This window comes from Leeia sp. (genome assembly GCF_041909055.1).
In the GTDB taxonomy this organism is placed as follows: Bacteria; Pseudomonadota; Gammaproteobacteria; order Burkholderiales; family Leeiaceae; genus Leeia; species Leeia aquatica.
On record NZ_JAYREC010000001.1, the window covers coordinates 1 to 15,175 of the forward strand.

General features: G+C 58.7%; 23 protein-coding genes and 1 pseudogene. 7 read left to right on the plus strand and 17 right to left on the minus strand.

Annotated elements, in window-relative coordinates:
• Nucleotides 1–47 precede the first annotated feature (47 nt).
• Both ACE3O2_RS00005 and ACE3O2_RS00010 read left to right on the plus strand, forming a co-directional pair.
• Entirely contained in the window at nt 48–824 is a 777-nt protein-coding gene (locus ACE3O2_RS00005) for a dienelactone hydrolase family protein (protein WP_374334256.1), read from the plus strand.
• Between the two features lie 31 nt (nt 825–855).
• The gene (locus tag ACE3O2_RS00010; protein WP_374334257.1) at nt 856–1,647 is read left to right on the plus strand and encodes a substrate-binding periplasmic protein; all 792 of its coding nucleotides are present in this window, start codon (nt 856–858) and stop codon (nt 1,645–1,647) included.
• Nucleotides 1,648–1,651: 4 nt separating this feature from the next.
• Here ACE3O2_RS00010 and ACE3O2_RS00015 read toward each other — a convergent pair whose 3' ends face one another.
• The 8 genes from ACE3O2_RS00015 to ACE3O2_RS00050 all read right to left on the minus strand — a co-directional run bounded on the left by ACE3O2_RS00015 (nt 1,652) and on the right by ACE3O2_RS00050 (nt 5,956).
• Nucleotides 1,652–2,602 carry an endonuclease/exonuclease/phosphatase family protein gene (locus tag ACE3O2_RS00015; protein ID WP_374334258.1) on the minus strand — a complete coding sequence of 317 codons (951 nt, stop codon included), beginning with the start codon at nt 2,600–2,602 and terminating at the stop codon, nt 1,652–1,654.
• A gap of 92 nt (nt 2,603–2,694) precedes the next feature.
• Complete coding sequence (locus ACE3O2_RS00020; protein ID WP_374334259.1) at nt 2,695–3,156, minus strand: hypothetical protein; 462 nt, start codon at nt 3,154–3,156, stop codon at nt 2,695–2,697.
• Nucleotides 3,157–3,166: 10 nt separating this feature from the next.
• Nucleotides 3,167–3,802, minus strand: a complete 636-nt coding sequence (locus ACE3O2_RS00025; RefSeq protein ID WP_374334260.1) for a hypothetical protein — start codon at nt 3,800–3,802, stop codon at nt 3,167–3,169.
• Nucleotides 3,803–3,954: 152 nt separating this feature from the next.
• Nucleotides 3,955–4,428: a hypothetical protein gene (locus ACE3O2_RS00030; RefSeq protein WP_168875856.1), complete on the minus strand. Its 474-nt coding sequence runs from the start codon at nt 4,426–4,428 to the stop codon at nt 3,955–3,957.
• Between the two features lie 71 nt (nt 4,429–4,499).
• Nucleotides 4,500–4,745, minus strand: coding sequence for a hypothetical protein (locus ACE3O2_RS00035; RefSeq protein WP_168875857.1), 246 nt, complete (start codon nt 4,743–4,745; stop codon nt 4,500–4,502).
• Nucleotides 4,746–4,765: 20 nt separating this feature from the next.
• Entirely contained in the window at nt 4,766–5,398 is a 633-nt protein-coding gene (locus ACE3O2_RS00040) for a hypothetical protein (protein WP_374334261.1), read from the minus strand.
• Between the two features lie 149 nt (nt 5,399–5,547).
• Nucleotides 5,548–5,721, minus strand: a complete 174-nt coding sequence (locus ACE3O2_RS00045; RefSeq protein WP_374334262.1) for a response regulator transcription factor — start codon at nt 5,719–5,721, stop codon at nt 5,548–5,550.
• A 4-nt stretch (nt 5,722–5,725) separates the two neighbouring features.
• The gene (locus tag ACE3O2_RS00050; RefSeq protein WP_374334263.1) at nt 5,726–5,956 is read right to left on the minus strand and encodes a response regulator transcription factor; all 231 of its coding nucleotides are present in this window, start codon (nt 5,954–5,956) and stop codon (nt 5,726–5,728) included.
• A 602-nt stretch (nt 5,957–6,558) separates the two neighbouring features.
• On the opposite strand from ACE3O2_RS00050, the gene ACE3O2_RS00055 reads away from it, so the two are divergent.
• Nucleotides 6,559–7,023, plus strand: a complete 465-nt coding sequence (locus ACE3O2_RS00055; protein WP_374334264.1) for a hypothetical protein — start codon at nt 6,559–6,561, stop codon at nt 7,021–7,023.
• A 139-nt stretch (nt 7,024–7,162) separates the two neighbouring features.
• On the opposite strand, the gene ACE3O2_RS00060 is transcribed toward ACE3O2_RS00055, so the two are convergent.
• On the minus strand, nt 7,163–8,047 hold the full coding sequence (locus ACE3O2_RS00060; protein WP_374334265.1) for a hypothetical protein: 885 nt from the start codon (nt 8,045–8,047) through the stop codon (nt 7,163–7,165).
• Nucleotides 8,048–8,274: 227 nt separating this feature from the next.
• Here ACE3O2_RS00060 and ACE3O2_RS00065 point away from each other — a divergent pair, with 227 nt between their 5' ends.
• On the plus strand, nt 8,275–9,084 hold the full coding sequence (locus ACE3O2_RS00065; RefSeq protein WP_374334266.1) for an AraC family transcriptional regulator: 810 nt from the start codon (nt 8,275–8,277) through the stop codon (nt 9,082–9,084).
• Nucleotides 9,085–9,344: 260 nt separating this feature from the next.
• Here ACE3O2_RS00065 and ACE3O2_RS00070 read toward each other — a convergent pair whose 3' ends face one another.
• Nucleotides 9,345–9,851: a hypothetical protein gene (locus ACE3O2_RS00070; protein WP_205881886.1), complete on the minus strand. Its 507-nt coding sequence runs from the start codon at nt 9,849–9,851 to the stop codon at nt 9,345–9,347.
• 101 nt (nt 9,852–9,952) lie between these two features.
• Complete coding sequence (locus ACE3O2_RS00075) at nt 9,953–10,537, minus strand: hypothetical protein (RefSeq protein WP_374334267.1); 585 nt, start codon at nt 10,535–10,537, stop codon at nt 9,953–9,955.
• Nucleotides 10,538–10,734: 197 nt separating this feature from the next.
• Here ACE3O2_RS00075 and ACE3O2_RS00080 point away from each other — a divergent pair.
• Nucleotides 10,735–10,902, plus strand: a pseudogene (locus ACE3O2_RS00080) (helix-turn-helix domain-containing protein); the annotation flags it as partial.
• A gap of 16 nt (nt 10,903–10,918) precedes the next feature.
• On the opposite strand, the gene ACE3O2_RS00085 reads toward ACE3O2_RS00080, so the two are convergent.
• The 4 genes from ACE3O2_RS00085 to ACE3O2_RS00100 form a co-directional block, all read right to left on the minus strand.
• On the minus strand, nt 10,919–11,236 hold the full coding sequence (locus tag ACE3O2_RS00085; protein ID WP_374334268.1) for a hypothetical protein: 318 nt from the start codon (nt 11,234–11,236) through the stop codon (nt 10,919–10,921).
• A gap of 18 nt (nt 11,237–11,254) precedes the next feature.
• Nucleotides 11,255–11,647, minus strand: coding sequence for a DUF3224 domain-containing protein (locus ACE3O2_RS00090; protein ID WP_374334269.1), 393 nt, complete (start codon nt 11,645–11,647; stop codon nt 11,255–11,257).
• A gap of 63 nt (nt 11,648–11,710) precedes the next feature.
• Complete coding sequence (locus ACE3O2_RS00095; protein WP_374334270.1) at nt 11,711–12,310, minus strand: hypothetical protein; 600 nt, start codon at nt 12,308–12,310, stop codon at nt 11,711–11,713.
• Nucleotides 12,307–12,813 carry an N-acetyltransferase family protein gene (locus ACE3O2_RS00100; RefSeq protein ID WP_374334271.1) on the minus strand — a complete coding sequence of 169 codons (507 nt, stop codon included), beginning with the start codon at nt 12,811–12,813 and terminating at the stop codon, nt 12,307–12,309. Before ACE3O2_RS00100 ends, ACE3O2_RS00095 begins: the two co-directional genes overlap by 4 nt.
• Nucleotides 12,814–12,969: 156 nt before the next feature.
• Here ACE3O2_RS00100 and ACE3O2_RS00105 point away from each other — a divergent pair, with 156 nt between their 5' ends.
• Both ACE3O2_RS00105 and ACE3O2_RS00110 read left to right on the plus strand, forming a co-directional pair.
• Nucleotides 12,970–13,674, plus strand: coding sequence for a hypothetical protein (locus ACE3O2_RS00105; protein ID WP_374334272.1), 705 nt, complete (start codon nt 12,970–12,972; stop codon nt 13,672–13,674).
• Nucleotides 13,675–13,826: 152 nt separating this feature from the next.
• Nucleotides 13,827–14,435 (plus strand): hypothetical protein, encoded by a 609-nt coding sequence (locus ACE3O2_RS00110; RefSeq protein WP_374334273.1) that lies wholly within the window; start codon nt 13,827–13,829, stop codon nt 14,433–14,435.
• Nucleotides 14,436–14,504: 69 nt separating this feature from the next.
• Here ACE3O2_RS00110 and ACE3O2_RS00115 read toward each other — a convergent pair whose 3' ends face one another.
• Together ACE3O2_RS00115 and ACE3O2_RS00120 are read right to left on the minus strand one after the other, a co-directional pair.
• Nucleotides 14,505–14,807, minus strand: a complete 303-nt coding sequence (locus ACE3O2_RS00115; protein WP_374334274.1) for a hypothetical protein — start codon at nt 14,805–14,807, stop codon at nt 14,505–14,507.
• A 9-nt stretch (nt 14,808–14,816) separates the two neighbouring features.
• Nucleotides 14,817–15,143, minus strand: a complete 327-nt coding sequence (locus tag ACE3O2_RS00120) for a hypothetical protein (protein WP_374334275.1) — start codon at nt 15,141–15,143, stop codon at nt 14,817–14,819.
• Nucleotides 15,144–15,175: the final 32 nt, after the last annotated feature.

A 15,175-nucleotide genomic window follows, 5' to 3' on the forward strand; every position in this document is an offset into this window, starting at 1 on the left:
ACTTCGTACCCTGCTATGCTGATTAAATGAGCCAAGGAGAGACGATCATGTTCAAGCGATTAAGTGGTTTCCTGCTGGCCTGTCTGGCCGTCATCACAGCACATGCGGTGCAAACCGAGACGGTGCTCTACCGGCAAGGTGATGCGGTACTGGAGGGCTATGTGGCGTGGCCGGACAAGGCCAACCGCAACAGCCCGGCGGTGATCATCGTGCATGACTGGACCGGGGTGGGTGACTATGTGAAAGGCCGCGCCCGCCAGCTGGCCGAGCTGGGCTATGTGGCCTTTGCAGCAGATATCTATGGCAAGGGCGTGCGCCCAGCCAGCGGCCCGGATGCGCGGGCGGTGTCCAGCCAGTTTGGCGGCAACCGGCCGCTGTACCGTGCGCGCATGCAGGCAGCACTGGACTGGCTGCAGGCCCGCCCGGAAGTAGACCGCAGCCGGATCGCGGCCATGGGCTACTGCTTTGGTGGCATGGGTGCGCTGGAGCTGGCACGCAGCGGCGCACCGATTGTCGGCGCCATCACCTTTCACGGCAGCCTGAGCAGCCCGACACCAGAAGACGCCCGTAACATCAAGGGCAAGGTACTGGTGCTGCATGGCGCGCTGGACCCAGCGGTGAACGCCGATCAAGTGCGTGGCTTCCAGCAGGAAATGAATAACGCCGGGGTGGACTATCAATTCATTGCCTACAGCGGCGCGGTGCATGCCTTTACCCTGCCCACCGCTGGCAACGACATCAGCAAGGGCTCGGCCTATAATGCCAATGCCGACCGGCGTTCATTTGCGGCGATGCGCACCTTCCTGGATGAGGTGTTCCAGTAAAGGGACATCTGCTCACTACCTTGATGAGACCATGCCGACCCGTTTGATGCTTTGGCTGTCTGGCTTGCTGTATGGTTGCCTAGCCTGGCTGCCGGTGGGCGCACAGGCGCGGACCACCCTGCATCTGGCTACCGGAGAGCTGCCGCCCTATGCGACGGAATCCCGCCCGGACCAAGGCGTGGTGCTGGCGCTGATCCGTCAGGCGTTCGATCAGGCGGGTTATGATGTGCAATACCACTTCATGCCATGGAGCCGCGCCCAGGTGGAAACCCGACTTGGTCGATGGGATGGGACGGCTTATTGGGGCAAGACGACAGATCGGGTGCGGGATTTCTGGCTGAGTGATAATGTGCTGACCGAGCAGTGGGTCTTCCTGCACCGCAAGGACATGCCATTTGACTGGCACAGCGAGGCCGATCTGGCCCCTTATACCATCGCCGTGATACCGGACTACACCTACACCCCCGCCTTCCGCAAGCTGCTGACGGAAGGCAAGTTAAAGGGTGATACCACCCCGGATGACCTCTCCGGCCTGCGCAAGCTGCTGTACAAACGGGTGGACCTGCTGCCGATTGAGCGCAATGTGGCCTGCTTTCTGCTGCACAAGCAGTTTTCCGCTGCACAGATCCAGCAACTGGCCGCGCACCCCAAGCGGATGACCGATCAATTCACCACCCACCTGATGCTAAGCCGCCAGCGCCCGGCCAGCCCCGCCATCCTCAAGGCTTTCAACAAGGCACTGGCCGAACTCTACCGCAAGAAGGTACCGCAGCAGCTGCTGGCCAAGCTAAACTGCGACCTGCGCTGGACCATCGCCCCCTGATGCCTCACCCCACCCGCTGCAAGGTCAGGCTCACTGGAAAGTGATCGCTGAAGCCGTTGAGGTCGCGCTTGCCGGGTTCCAGCCCGAAGCGGTGCGGTTGGCGGTTGCTTTGCGCCATCAGGCCTTGTCCTTCGATACGGCATGGCATTTCCACCCGCCAGCCGCTTTGCCCATTCACCACGCCCTTGCTGACCAGCATCTGGTCCAGCATGCCCCAGCCATCGTAGTAATGGCTGCCCTGCCCTGTGGCCAGCAGCGGCCACATCAGGTTCAGCCAGTAGGGGTTGCGTCCGTTCAGCACGGTGTCGCGGTCGTTCACCGCCAGCGCGTACTCCTGCAGCGAGCGGTTGAAGGGCTCATCGTTGAAATCCCCCATCGCCACGGCCGCCACCTGCGGCCCCAATTCTTGCTGAATGCGCTGGTGCCAATAGGCCAGCGTTTCGCCCGCCGTCATGCGGTAGGGCTCAGATTCATACTGCCCGCCCAGGCGGGACGGCCAGTGGTTGGCAATCAGCACCAGCGGCTTGCCGTCCACCGTGAAATTCACTTGCAGCAGGTCGCGGGTGGCTTTGCGTTTGACCACCCAGTGCTGGAAGGTGGCCCCGGCCTGCATGCGCTGCGGGTCGTAGAGGAAGGCGACATCAATGCCGCGTGCATCGTTGCTGTCGGCATGCGCCACCTGGTACTGCCGCCCGCCATCAGTAGCAATGCGCTGGCACAGTTTGCCCAGCACGGCGGCGCTCTCTACCTCGCACACCCCCAGCGCGTCCGGCCCCTTGCCCTCATTGAGGCTGCGGATCACTTTGGAGAGTTGGCCCAGCTTGCTGGACAGCACCGCATCGTCCCAACCCTGCAGGCTCTTGCCGATTTCTTTCTGCAGCTTGTCGAGCCTGGGCGCCGTCTCCAGATCAAACAGGTTTTCCACATTCCAGAATGCCAGAAACAGCTGCTGCATGATGTTCTCCGAGGGTGTGGGTCATCACAATCCGAGGGGCCGCACCTGCTATGTGCCCCAAGCCGCATGCGGCTACGTGTATTGTCCGCCGCTCAATCTGCCGTGGTCAGTACAACGTGGCCCGATCCCGGCTGCCAGCTCAGGCTGCCGGCTGTAGCCACTGCTGGCCAGTCAGGCCCTTGCAGCGGAATCAGCACGGTTTCACCGTCCACCCGGGTTTGCAGCGCGAAGGACCATCCCGTGGCATTGACTGCGGCAGGTTCACCTTCCAGTGACTGCTCCCCCGTCCCCGCCACCGGCCAGGGCAACGCTTGCCCGCGCTGCCATTCCAGTACCTGTGGCGATGCCGTATGCTCACCCGACATCGTCGCGTACAAGGTGTAGTCTTCCGACCAGTTTACGGTGTTCTGCGCCTGCGGGCTGAAGGCCAACCACGCCACCGAGGCGCCAGGACTGCAGTTCATCCTCTTGGTGATCACCACATGCTCGCCTGCCGACAGCAGCGTACCCAGATCGGCGGCAGAGAAATCAATATTCAACGTGTAGCTAGGCATGCTGGGTTCCTCACGGTTGGCGTGGTTCAAATCGTCCGGTTTCAGCACTATAAAACAACGTCAGGCCCTGCTGCATGGCCTCAATGGGGTACTCGGCCACATTGGCCTGCAGGCGGGAGACCGGTGCCAGCACCATGCCGGGCTCCACGGGCCGGGCGAGGAAAACCAGCAGGGTATCTGGTGGCGTAAAAGTGACCGTCTGCTCTTGCAGTATGGAGACCGCCGTTACCGGGCTCGGCGCTTGTACATTGCCAGACAGCACCGCTGTCTGTGCCAGGCCAAAGGTCATCATCCGGGCATGGGTGTAGCTATTGGAGATGGCATACTGCCCGGCTGCCGCACCGGCAGTGGGCGGACCAAAACTGGCGTGCCGGTCGAAAGGATAGACCTTGCCCGGCATCGCTGCGTCTTGCAGCGCCTGGACCATCACCACATCATTAGACAACACCTCGGTGGTGGAGGCATACAGGGAATACGCTTCTTCCCAGCTCACCTGGTTGGATGGCAAGGGGCTGAACGCAACCCAGGCCAGCAGCGGGCCGGTGCTGCCCTTGTTCTGCCGGGCCACCACCACAGAGAGGTCCGCATCCAGTACGGTGGCCAGCACTTTTGGCGCAATATTGAGGGTCAATTGATAATGTTGCACACGACGCTCCAGCAAACCCGAAATGGGGCAGCAAGAGCATAGCGCAGACCGTCGCGGTCGGAATTCGACCGAATGGCAACCTCGACTTTCGGACAGGCCAAAACCCCACCAGCCAGGCTGGTGGGGCAATACTGCCAAAGGCCTTGATCTGCTTAAGCAGCGTCAGAGGGCGGATTGGGTACCCGCCGCACCGCCAGCTGATAGCCTGCTGCCGTAGCGCCAACCGCCACCACGGTCAGGATCAGCCCGCCAACCGTGCGAGGGCGCCCAAAGAAATTGGCTAAAGCATTCACGGTGGGGGGTACATCCCGCGAGCTGATGCGGATGTTGAAGATGGTCCGCTGCGGTGGCGGGTCTACATCCAGCTGCAGGGGAGCCGCAGCCTGGATGGTACGACTCTCTTGACTATCAAGGGCAACCACCCACATACCCTGTGCTTGCTCCACCTGGATCGTACTCTTGGCCAGCTCAGCAGCAATGCCATCGCTGACAACGGCTGCATTCCACTCCACGCTGTTTGCGTAAGCATCCAGTGTTTTCTGATCCACCCGGTCTTTGGGCGACTGCGACATATCCGGGATGCAGATCAACGCCGTGGCGGCGTCATCGCTTGTAAAAGTACTCATGATTCGTCCTTCTTGTATTGCAAAGCCATCAAACGGCCCACTCCACCGGAGTGGGCCCAAGGGGGCGGGGCTCAGCGCAGCACGCCGCAGGCCGGGCACGGTATGGCCATGGGATTGACCGCGTCTTTCTCCTTGCGGACAAACAGCAGGTGCAACACCTGCTCCCGCGTGTGACCGTCGCGGATCTGGTCCAGAACATAGCTGCCGTACAGCAGCCAACCACCATTGAACATGCAGGATACGACCTGCTCGACGTCCTGCTGCGGCGAAGCCAGAACTCCCAGATCCAGTTCAATCACTTTGCTGGCATACGACATGGCGCTGTCCCCTTGAACGATCAGCCGCGCGGCTTCAGCACGAAACCACCCACTGCCGGGCTGTAGACGATGGTCTGCTCATTGACACCGGCACCGAAGGTCAGGTCGATGGTGTTGCTGTAGACTTCGGTCAGCACCATGCCGCTGTCGATGTTGGCCTGCATGAAGACCTGGATGATTTCCAGCGGCTGGAAGGTGGCCTGATGGTTCATCGGCACCAGCGCAGCGTTGATCGGGCTGGCAGGCAGGCCGGTACCGGACACATTGGCTTCCTGTGCCAGGCCAAAGGTCATGGCAGGCTGACGCAGGTACTGGTTGACCAGACCGTAGGTGTCCACCGGCAAGGTCAGGCCCGGCGTGGCTGAACCGAAGCTGGCGAGGTTGGTGAACGGCAGCTGCATGGTTTCCGCACCCGGCGCTTGCGACAGCATGTTGATGGTGGCGCCGTTCTGCACGCTGGAGGTGGAGGCATACAGGGTGTAGCTGTCGGTCCAGCTCACCGTGTTTTGCTCGAGCGGGCTGAAGCTCACCCACGCCACCGAGGAACCGGCGCTGCCGTTCACCGTCTTGGTGATCACCACATTCTCGCCAGCCGACAGCAGCGTACCCAGATCGGTAGCAGCGAAATCAATGTTCAACTTGTAGCTAGGCATGTCCATTACTCCATAAAAGTGGTTAAAACAAGATAAAATCCGCCAAAACACAGCAACGCCAGAAAACGCTTTGTGCTGCAACGGAGGCTCAAGCATGCGCCGATTGCCGCCCCCGCCCCACCCCTCCGATGTCGTATTGACCGTAGCGCTCAGCTCCAGTCGAACTGCTGTAACTGCAGGCCATCGTTCAAGCCCAGCTTGCGCAACAGGTTCTCCCGATGCTTGCGCACCGTCTGGTCACTGATGCCCAGCTGGCGCGCCACCTCCTTGTTGCTCAACCCCTGCGCCAGCCAGAACCCCACCTCGCGCTCGCGCCGGGTCAATCCTTCAGGCGCACAGGGGGGAAGCGCCCGCCACCGGGATCAGGAGCTGCTGCCGGGCCACCCTGACGGCTTCGGTGGCATTGCGCACCTCCAGCTTGCGGTAGAGGCTGGCCCGGTACTCCTTCACCGTGTAGACGCTGATCTGCAGGCGCAGCGCCGTCGCCTTCTCGCCAAGCCCCTCCACCATGCACAGCAACACCGCCCGCTCACGCGGGCTCAAAGCCGGACGCACCATGTCTGCTCCATCTCCGGGCCGTTTCTGGCCCCACAGCGTTAACGGCGATGGAGAACAACAGGGCGCACGCTCCCCCAGGGGCGTGGGCGGCCACACAGGGCCAGCCAACGCCACACGTCAGCACCAGGGGGATAAGGGAGGAAGCACACTACTGGCGTACCGGCAGAACGACGGTACGATGCCAAAGCAGGCAAGGGTCGGGGGTTACCGGCTTGCAGAGCAGCAGTGCAGCACGCCGGGGCGAGCTACAACAGCAGGTCAGCAATCCTCGTGTCATGTGATTGCCGAACCTGAACCATGCAGACCATCACAGCACAGGAGCGGCGTTGCGCAAGCTGCACCTCCACCGACCAACAGGGAGCACGAGCATAGAACAGCTCTCATTTGATGCGTTGTGTGGAACCGGTCGACCGCGACTTTCGTACAGGTAAAAAGCGGGGTGCAACGTACGGCATAGTACAAACCTGCAACAACAGCCAACCCGACACCGACTTGATATGCCGATGGATTAACGCTACCGTACCATCCGCAGATGAGGGATGAGCGCCTGCATACTTGGCATGAGGGCATCCCTCCCGCCGATACCGCCAAGGAGGACACCCATGAACACACGAACCTTGCCCATGACCGCCCTGCTGATCAGCAGCCTGGTCGCGCTCAGTACGGCCCACGCCGCCAGCGCCCCGGTCTGCCCGTTCAGCGCAGATGAACTGAAAGCCCAGCTGGGGCAAACCTTTGCTGCCGGCACCCCCGGCGAAGGCATCATCGGCAAAGGCTGCGTGTACAAGGGCAAAGACCTCAAACTGCTGGTCGATGCCGGCCCCCTGCCCGCCCCTACCGCAGAGCAATGGCGCAAGATGTCCACCCCGCCCGGCACCCAGTGGAAAGCGGCAGCAGGCGACCCGAACAAAGCACTGCATGAAATCCCGCCCGCCGGGGTCAGCCCCTTCCCCAATATTAGCTACGAGCGCAGCGGCTGGCTGGTCAATGTCCGGGTACTGGGCGTTGCACCGGCAGCCGTGGCCGACTGGAACAAGAAACTGCTCAAGCTGCGCCGCATTCCCTGAGCATGCACCTGCGGACAGGCCTTGCCGCTGGCCTAACCTGCCGATTGCCATGAAGGTGATTGTGGAGACCCCATTTGGCAGAGCATGTCGTCAAGGTGCAGCGCCTCCTGCGTCGGGACAAAGCGGGAGGCCTTCCACCTTACGCCAGTGGCAGGCCCGGGTAGCGTTCCCGCATCTTGTGCAGTGCAGCTCGGGCGAGCGGCGGGCCTTCCGGAAAAGGCGCATAGTCATACAGCCGACCGCTGGGTAGCTGCATCAAGGGATGAGCAGCACAAAAGGCGTCACCATCCTCCAGGCCATGCCGCTGCCGCAAGCGCAGCCAGGCCAGGATTTCGACCGGATACAGCATGTAGGGCGGCGAGTCGAAACAGTAGGTTGTGTGATCCGTGGTGTTGCGCGTCTGCCGGATGTGCCAGTCACATGCCGCCGTTACCGCAGGCAGCAGGCGTTCGGTATCCGGCTCCAGCGCATGGTCCAGCAGGGTCTGATACCACGGCAGCAGCACCCCATCATGCCGGCCATGCAGGGCATCGTAGCCCGAGAACCATTGCAGCAGTCTTGCTGAATAGGGGGTATGCCCTCCGTACCCCCCAAGATACTCCAGCCGCTGGGGCTGATCGGTGTCCAGTATGGTCAGCAGCGTGCTCGCGGGTTCGTCATACCCGGCCACCAGCATATGCAACAGCTCCAGCGGCAAGTCGAAGTAGAAGCTGACGCGCTGCACCCGCACAAACTGGACTTCAAGCTGCGCATACCAGTAGCAATACCAGGCGGCCAGCCGATTGGCCTCCAGACCGGCCTCCAGATCATTGCGCAACAGGCTGTACATGCCATGGCAAAGATGCCAGTACGACAAATCATGGAAATCCTGTCCTACGAGAAAGTGTGACCGCCCCGCCTTCCCCGCAACAAAGTCTTCCAGCCCCTTCATGGGCTCCTCCAGCAGAAACAGCGCTCTTTCCCGCAAGATGAACTTCAGATGGTCATACTGTCGCCGATATTTTTGACCTGCGTGGATCGCCATGCTCACTTACTCCGCCCTATCCTTGAACCAGCCCTTGCGCCCCATGACCCAACCTGTCATTAAATGCTGCTCGGCCAAGCCTTGCCAAACCATTTGTGCAGGCCATCCCCCTCTCACGCACAAAGGCGGCCAGCAGTAAGCGCCCCACTGGCCGACGCCCAGCCTTGCCAGCCCTGCCGATTGTGATTAAGGTAATTGTTTGCACGTAGCAGGCCGGGGAGGCCGATTTGGCAGAACATGCCGTCAGGGTGCAGCGCATCGCCAGTCTGGACCTGGAAGTGGTCGAGGCGGCATCTGGCCGCACCTTCAGCAAGCACATCCACGACCAATACGGCATTGGCCTGCTGCTGCATGGCGCGCAGCAATCGGCCAGTGGACGTGGCCCGGTGGAAGCCACGGCGGGCGACCTGATCAGCGTCAACCCCGGCGAGGTGCACGACGGCAAGCCAATAGGCCCGCAAGGGCGGCGCTGGCACATGCTCTACCTGTCGCCGCAGCGGGTGCAGGCCGTGCTCGACGACATGGCTGCCGACCGCGCCCTGCCTGCAGCGGAGCTCTCCTTCCCGGTACTGCGCCATACGCAAGCTGCCGCACTGTTCCAGACCCTGTATCAGACCGTGCGCCAACCCGGCGGGCGCGACCATGCGCTGGTGCTGGATGAAACCCTGCCGCTGCTGCTGGCGCAGTTGCTGGACCGCCCGCTGGCCCCTGCCCCCGCTGCCGACAGCGCCGCCGGGCGCGCCCGCAGCCGCATCGACGATGCCCCCTTGCAAGCCGTCTCGCTGGCCGAGCTGGCGCAAGAGGCGGGCCTGAGCCGCTTTCAGCTGATCCGCGCCTTCACCCGGCTGACCGGACTCACCCCGCACGCCTACCTGCTACAGCGGCGCCTGCTGTGGGTACGCCAGCAGATCGCAGCAGGCATGCCGCTGGCCGAAGCCGCCCACGCCAGCGGCTTTGCCGACCAAAGCCACATGACCCGCTGCTTTGTTCGCAGCTTCGGCTACACCCCGGGCCGCTACGCCCAACCCGCCCGCTAGGCCGCAGCCCTCGTCGGCGCGTACATACTAACCAAGACCATCCCAACTCCAGCGTTATTCCCAGATGAGTAGAGGAACTACTGAGGAGCTTTCACCCAAAGCATGAGCTAACTCTGGGCATATTCATTTCAACCTTGATGGCAGGGACACACTCTGAACACATGATGCATCCCGATCATGCCTTGCCGTACTTGCTGCTACGCTCATGAATAAAAAATGCCCTTCACGAGAAGGGCATTTGATTCACAGACCGGCGTGGCTTATACGCCCTTGGCAACTGCCTTGCGGAAATCCGGATCGTCCAGCAGTTTATCCACCAGCTTGTGGTATAGGTTTTCATACTGCCCAACCGCACCCGGAATGGCTACAGCCCCCAGGAAAGGCGAGTCCCAGCCAGACTCCACCCTCAGGTCGCGCTTATAGCGCTCTACGCCAGCCAACGTCACAATGAAGCGGGCCGAGAGTACAGCGCTGCCCTTACCAATAGGCGCCTGGACATCATGCTCCAGCAGAGTACCTGTAATCACCACGGGAGAAGCATCATCCAGCAATCCAGCTGCTTGTAGCTCCACACGCAGCAGTTCACGCAAGTGCTGGCTGAAGGCACCGTTTACCGGGGAGCTCAGCGTATTGGTCCGAATACTGATTCCCTTGTCCGTCTGCGGATCTTTCGCAGCATCCAGTGCGAAAGCGCCAACCTTCATCATGGTAAAGCTAGCTGCGCGGAGTTTGCTGGTAGTGGCGATGGTGGGTTGCGGTGGTGACATGCTCAACTGCATACACCCTGTTAACTGCAACAACCAGACCAAACCCACTGCACCTACGACATGCCTGAACACCACTTTCAATTTCTACTCCCTGTCTTGTTTTAGTTATTGAAACCAGCGTCACGCGACAAGTCGCGCAGCGCATTGCTCAAGATAGCACGGGTCATAACGGTCACAGCTTCATCAATGCTGCCCACCTTGATGCCCCCTGGAGGCGCACCTGCGCTACCCAGCGCCGTATGAATGGCGTGGCGTGCAGTCGTGACGACAGGTTTGACCTGACCAGCAGGCAGATACGTCAACGTGCAGATATAGCCATCCGTGACCGTGTTGCCTGCAGCCCCAAAGCTGAGGCCGGTCAAGAAGCCCTTACGCATCGCCTCATCAACCAATGCAACATTATTCAATGTCACATTCAGGATGGGTGTATTTGCGCTAGGTGTACCTTCCACCGATGAAAACAAGCCACTCTCGGAGATTTGTTTAACAACCATCTCCTTCAATGCCTTGGTACCCATGGCATTCGATACGCCATTGGTTTGAAACTCGAACACCACGGCGACAGGCTTGGCATTCGCCACCGCCTTCATCTCAGACACCGGCACTTCCTTGGTCGTACCATCCACATAGAAGTTGGCACAACCCGTCAGCATCATGGCTGCAAAGAGAACCAGAGCACCCGACATCCTGTGGGTTAGCTTCTTATAATAAAATGACAAATGCATTAAAATCCCAATCGTGCTTGATATTGAAAAACGCTACTCCCTTACGGCTGCATACGCAGACTCGCCGCGGCGAATACCATAGCGTGAGCTGCAGAATATTACAACGCAAAGGACGAAAACGCTTGACTAATGAATGAGACGTCACGCAAACGCCCCATCTATGGGCTAACTCACCTCGCTGCCTGCAGGCGCACAGCCGCAGCGTTGATGTACTCTCATCCGAAGCCGCCCACGCCAGCGGCTTTGCCGACCAAAGCCACATGACCCGCTGCTTTGTTCGCAGCTTCGGCTACACCCCGGGCCGCTACGCCCAACCCGCCCACTAGGCCGCTGCCCTCGCCCTCAGCCCATGCTGCAGGCCCACACAAAGAGAGAGGCCACCGCCGACACGATACCCAGCGGTACCAGCCACAGAAAGCCCAACCGCGCCCAGCGCCAGCGCTCTCCCTGCGTCCCCAGCCCCCACCCCACCACCATCGCAATGACGGCGAGCCAGTGCAGCACATCCACTGACACAGGGCGCACCCAACCAGCAGGGGCTGCACACTTGGGCACCATCACCAGCGCGATGGCACCCAACGCCGTCCCCAAGAGGTAAAGCAACATCAGCAGGGCTTCCAGCCAAGGTTTCAGGGCAGACCACGTTAACTTGATGCCCACCAGGTTACCCCTTCACACTCAATCCAGCGTGTAGTCAAAATCGTAATAATGCTGGCCACCCTCGATGCGGATGACCATCTGCCCGGCGAGGCCGCTGAGCTCGCCGCTGCCGGAGTGTGGCACCACCTCTAGTGTCAGACGGCTGTGGCTGCTGCTGCGGGTGCCGAAGTGTTGCAGCAGGAAGCTGCCGGTTTTGCCACTCAGACTGCCGCTCACCTGTTCGATCGCCACATAGCCCGCGGCGCCCTCGACCGCGGTGCGGGCGCTCAGCATCTCGCCCCGGCTCTGCGCGCTCAGCTCACCGTGAAAGGTCTTCTCGAACGACATGCGCCCCAGCTGCACCCCATCCTGCCCGGCAAACGCAGGCTCCAAGGGTTGCAGGGTAATGTCAAAGCTGCCATGAACGATCATGATGTGTTCTCTTCCTGAGCGGGATATGAAACAGGCATGCTAACAGGATGGACTTCTGAGGCGTCAAGCCCGGCGTGGCCTGCGCGGGCGGAAAGGGCGCAGCACCGCCCTGTCTGACTCCAAGGCCAGATGCGGCCGCAACCGTGCCCAGGCGCGGGTCAGATAATCCCGTGTGACAACATGATCCCGCCGTCGCCATGGCAAAGTCTGGCGGTCTTCGGCGGACAGATCGTCCAGCACATCTGCACCGCAAAACAGCAGATGGTAAGCCCAATCCACCGCTTTTCGCCTGGTCGTCGCATAGGGTGGCAAGGTATAGCCCAGCGTGCGGGCGATATCCTCCATCATGTTCCACGCATTCAATATCGTGGAGAACCAGGCTTTGTCCGGCACCCGAGCCGGCCGCGCAGACCGGATCATCACCATCACGTCATCCAGATGGTAATGCGTGACCGACTCCACCTCCATCAGCGTGACATGCTCAGGCACCAGTTGCAGCAAGGCCTCGCGTGAGGCTGCCAGCAACAGCCGCCCTTCGTGCATCAGCAGATACTCCGGCTGCTCACCTGTCAGCCACAGCGCATACTGCGCCTTGCCGCCGTAGTGCAGACAGATCATGTAGCCAGAAGTATTACTCGCCAAGTGCTCAATGCGGGCCATCAAGCTGCCCCTCCCTCAAAAATCAGCCCCATATTGAGGGTATCGTGGAACGCGCCGTGGTGGAACAGCCCCATCGCCCGGCGTCCTTCGGGCTGGAAGCCTGCGGCGGTGTAGAGGGCAATGGCGCTGGCGTTGTCGGCGCGGACTTCGAGGTCCACCCGGCGTACGCCGAGGCGGCGGGCGTGTGCCAGCGTATGCGACAGCAGCCGGGTGCCGATGCCCTGCCCCCGGTACGCCGCAAGCACCCCCATGCCCAGCTCGGCCCGATGCGCCAGCCCGGCCGCCCAGCACGGAATGGCATCACACCAGCCCACCACCCCCTGCTGGTGCAGGGCCACGTATTGCGGCAAGTTGCCCTCAATATTGTTACGCACAAAGGCCGCGATGGCTTCCAGCGGCGACGCCTGCGTCTGCCCCAGAAAGCGCCCTTCACGCGCCACCGCATCCAGGCAGGCGTGGAACCCGCTGATGTGGGTTTCGTTGATCTTTTCAATGGTGATGGTCATTCGGTTGAATACTCCCTACCATGACAGGGCACTCCCCCTGAGCGCTCCCGTAGTGCACAATCCGTGCGCGGCCGCACCAAGAACATATGGCGATTCTACTGATGCTTTGATGACCTTTCAGCTGGCGTGTACCGATCAATTAAATTTCATGCCATATTGGCAGACTTTCGTTTTTGGCATGATAAGTTTGACCATGGCGCAATTGATGACAACAAATGCAAGACCTCCAAGCCTACCAGGAAAGCCGAAACAATGGATATAGAGCGACTCACATACCGGTTGCCATTCAATGGTTTTGATATCATTTTCTCAATTGACACTACACGATCTATAGAAAGAAGTAAATTCTCTTTCCCCGAAATAGATGACTTTTGCTCTGCTGAGGCTGAAATCTGGCTGGAAAATGAGAAGGGCTGTTTTTTAGTTACACCTGCACATGATATGGGAAATTTCTTTGAAGAGTTAAGGGACTTTATAAAATATTGCAAAAATCCGCCCGATACTGACATAAGCAAAGCATATTTTGAATCTGGCAAATGGTATGAATGCATCGTAGGATACTGGCGGCGATTTTTAAATGACGATCAAAATCCTAATGATGAAGAGCTTTATGATAAAACAATCATTTACTCTCAATTTAGCAGCAATTATGGCGACATTGCCTGCTACGAATATGATGGGGAGTGCATTATAGAGGTTGTGTCAAAGGAATTTAAAAGCTGGGATAATTTTATTCACCACCACTCCAGCTTTATCCCAGAGCAACTATCAGAGTTTTTGGAAAATATTCGCTCGGACATACTAAAATACCTATTACCACACAAGCAAATTTTCATCAAAGAAAAAATCATGACGAAGTAACAGCACAGCGAGCCTTATCGCTTATTACGCGAGCAACAGGAAATTTAAGGTGACAGGTATATACTCGTTTTTGGCGTGATAAATCTGACCATGGCGCAATTGATGGCCACAAAAAATGCAAGATTTACAAGCATACCAGGAAAGTCGAAACAATGGATATAGAGCGACTCACATACCGGTTACCATTCAATGGCTTTGATATCATTTTTTTAATTGACACCAGCAGCTCAATAGAAGGATGCAAATATCCCCCGCCCAATATGGATGACTACTTCTATGCAGAGGCTGATATCTGGCTGGAAAATGAGAAGGGCTGTTTTTTAGTTACGCCCTCATCTGACATGGGAAATTTCTTTGAAGATTTAAGGGACTTGATAAAATATTGCAAAAACCCGCCCAACACTGATACAAGCAAAGCATATTTTGAATCCGGCAAATGGTATGAATGCATCGCAGGATACTGGCGGCGATTTTTAAATGATACGCAAACAGCTGACGATGAGGAAATTTATGATGTAGTAACCAAATATGCTCAATTTTGTAGCAATCATGGCAACATTGCCTGTTACGAATATGATGGGGAATATATTATAGAAGTTGCATCAAAGGAAATTAAAAACTGGGATAATTTTATTCACCACCACTCCAGCTTTATTCCAGAGAAACTATCAGAGTATTTGGAAAGCATTCGCTCAGATATACTAAAATACCTATTACCACACAAGCAAATTTTCATCAAAGAAAAAAACATGCCGGAGTAACAACACAGTAAGCCTTATCGCTTATTTCGCGAACGACAGAAACGTAAGGTGACAAAGCGTGGTTGCCCGCTAGTAGCCTCTTTCCCCCAGATACCGCAGCAAGGGGGCCACATGCATCAGCATTGGCCGCACGGCCTGTGTTTCATCCTCCAGGATTGCGGTCAAGAATTCCCAGTCATGGTAAAGCTGGCCATGCTCAAAGGTCTGGCCATCCGGTACTTTTGAAAAATCGTAGCGCATGAATGACGATACATCCCAGTAGTTATCCAGGGTAACCGCTACCCGGCTGCTGCCTGCTTCCTGCTCCATGCGGTCCAGTATGAGATTGATCACCCGTCGGAGCGCATCCAGATCCAACTCAAGGTCTTTCATCGCCCCCCCTCAAAAAAACACCGACAGCAAAATGCCGCTGAAGGCCAGCACCACGCCGCCGAGGTAGATGCGCAGGGTGCGCTGGTAGTAGGCCTTGATGTCGCTGTCCGGCAGGATGGCGAGCATGCGGAAGAGGGCGACGAAGAGGCAGAGCGAGCCGGCAAGGCAGCCGCCAAACACGATGCGGTCGTCCCACCGCTCGAGGCTGAAATGCTCGTCCGTCACCCACTGGCCGAGGAAGCCAACCAGAAAGCCGAGGATCACGCCGATGGAGGTCACCATCGGCTGGCGGTAGTCTTTGAGGTCAAATGCGGGCTTGGGAGTGGGGTCGCTCATGGCTGGCTCTTTATGGGTAAGGGGTGCGGCGC

Bases quoted from the DNA above. Each gene is read 5' to 3' on its own strand.
- ACE3O2_RS00115 (WP_374334274.1), bottom strand. From the start codon at position 14,807: ATGAAAGACCTTGAGTTGGATCTGGATGCGCTCCGACGGGTGATCAAT.
- ACE3O2_RS00040 (WP_374334261.1), bottom strand. From the start codon at position 5,398: ATGCCTAGCTACAAGTTGAACATTGATTTCGCTGCTACCGATCTGGGT.
- ACE3O2_RS00100 (WP_374334271.1), bottom strand. From the start codon at position 12,813: ATGACCATCACCATTGAAAAGATCAACGAAACCCACATCAGCGGGTTC.
- ACE3O2_RS00050 (WP_374334263.1), bottom strand. From the start codon at position 5,956: ATGGTGCGTCCGGCTTTGAGCCCGCGTGAGCGGGCGGTGTTGCTGTGC.
- ACE3O2_RS00070 (WP_205881886.1), bottom strand. From the start codon at position 9,851: ATGTCACCACCGCAACCCACCATCGCCACTACCAGCAAACTCCGCGCA.
- ACE3O2_RS00075 (WP_374334267.1), bottom strand. From the start codon at position 10,537: ATGTCGGGTGCTCTGGTTCTCTTTGCAGCCATGATGCTGACGGGTTGT.
- ACE3O2_RS00060 (WP_374334265.1), bottom strand. From the start codon at position 8,047: ATGGCGATCCACGCAGGTCAAAAATATCGGCGACAGTATGACCATCTG.
- ACE3O2_RS00120 (WP_374334275.1), bottom strand. From the start codon at position 15,143: ATGAGCGACCCCACTCCCAAGCCCGCATTTGACCTCAAAGACTACCGC.
- ACE3O2_RS00015 (WP_374334258.1), bottom strand. From the start codon at position 2,602: ATGCAGCAGCTGTTTCTGGCATTCTGGAATGTGGAAAACCTGTTTGAT.
- ACE3O2_RS00035 (WP_168875857.1), bottom strand. From the start codon at position 4,745: ATGTCGTATGCCAGCAAAGTGATTGAACTGGATCTGGGAGTTCTGGCT.
- ACE3O2_RS00055 (WP_374334264.1), top strand. From the start codon at position 6,559: ATGAACACACGAACCTTGCCCATGACCGCCCTGCTGATCAGCAGCCTG.
- ACE3O2_RS00090 (WP_374334269.1), bottom strand. From the start codon at position 11,647: ATGATCGTTCATGGCAGCTTTGACATTACCCTGCAACCCTTGGAGCCT.
- ACE3O2_RS00010 (WP_374334257.1), top strand. From the start codon at position 856: ATGCCGACCCGTTTGATGCTTTGGCTGTCTGGCTTGCTGTATGGTTGC.
- ACE3O2_RS00030 (WP_168875856.1), bottom strand. From the start codon at position 4,428: ATGAGTACTTTTACAAGCGATGACGCCGCCACGGCGTTGATCTGCATC.
- ACE3O2_RS00020 (WP_374334259.1), bottom strand. From the start codon at position 3,156: ATGCCTAGCTACACGTTGAATATTGATTTCTCTGCCGCCGATCTGGGT.
- ACE3O2_RS00005 (WP_374334256.1), top strand. From the start codon at position 48: ATGTTCAAGCGATTAAGTGGTTTCCTGCTGGCCTGTCTGGCCGTCATC.
- ACE3O2_RS00110 (WP_374334273.1), top strand. From the start codon at position 13,827: ATGGATATAGAGCGACTCACATACCGGTTACCATTCAATGGCTTTGAT.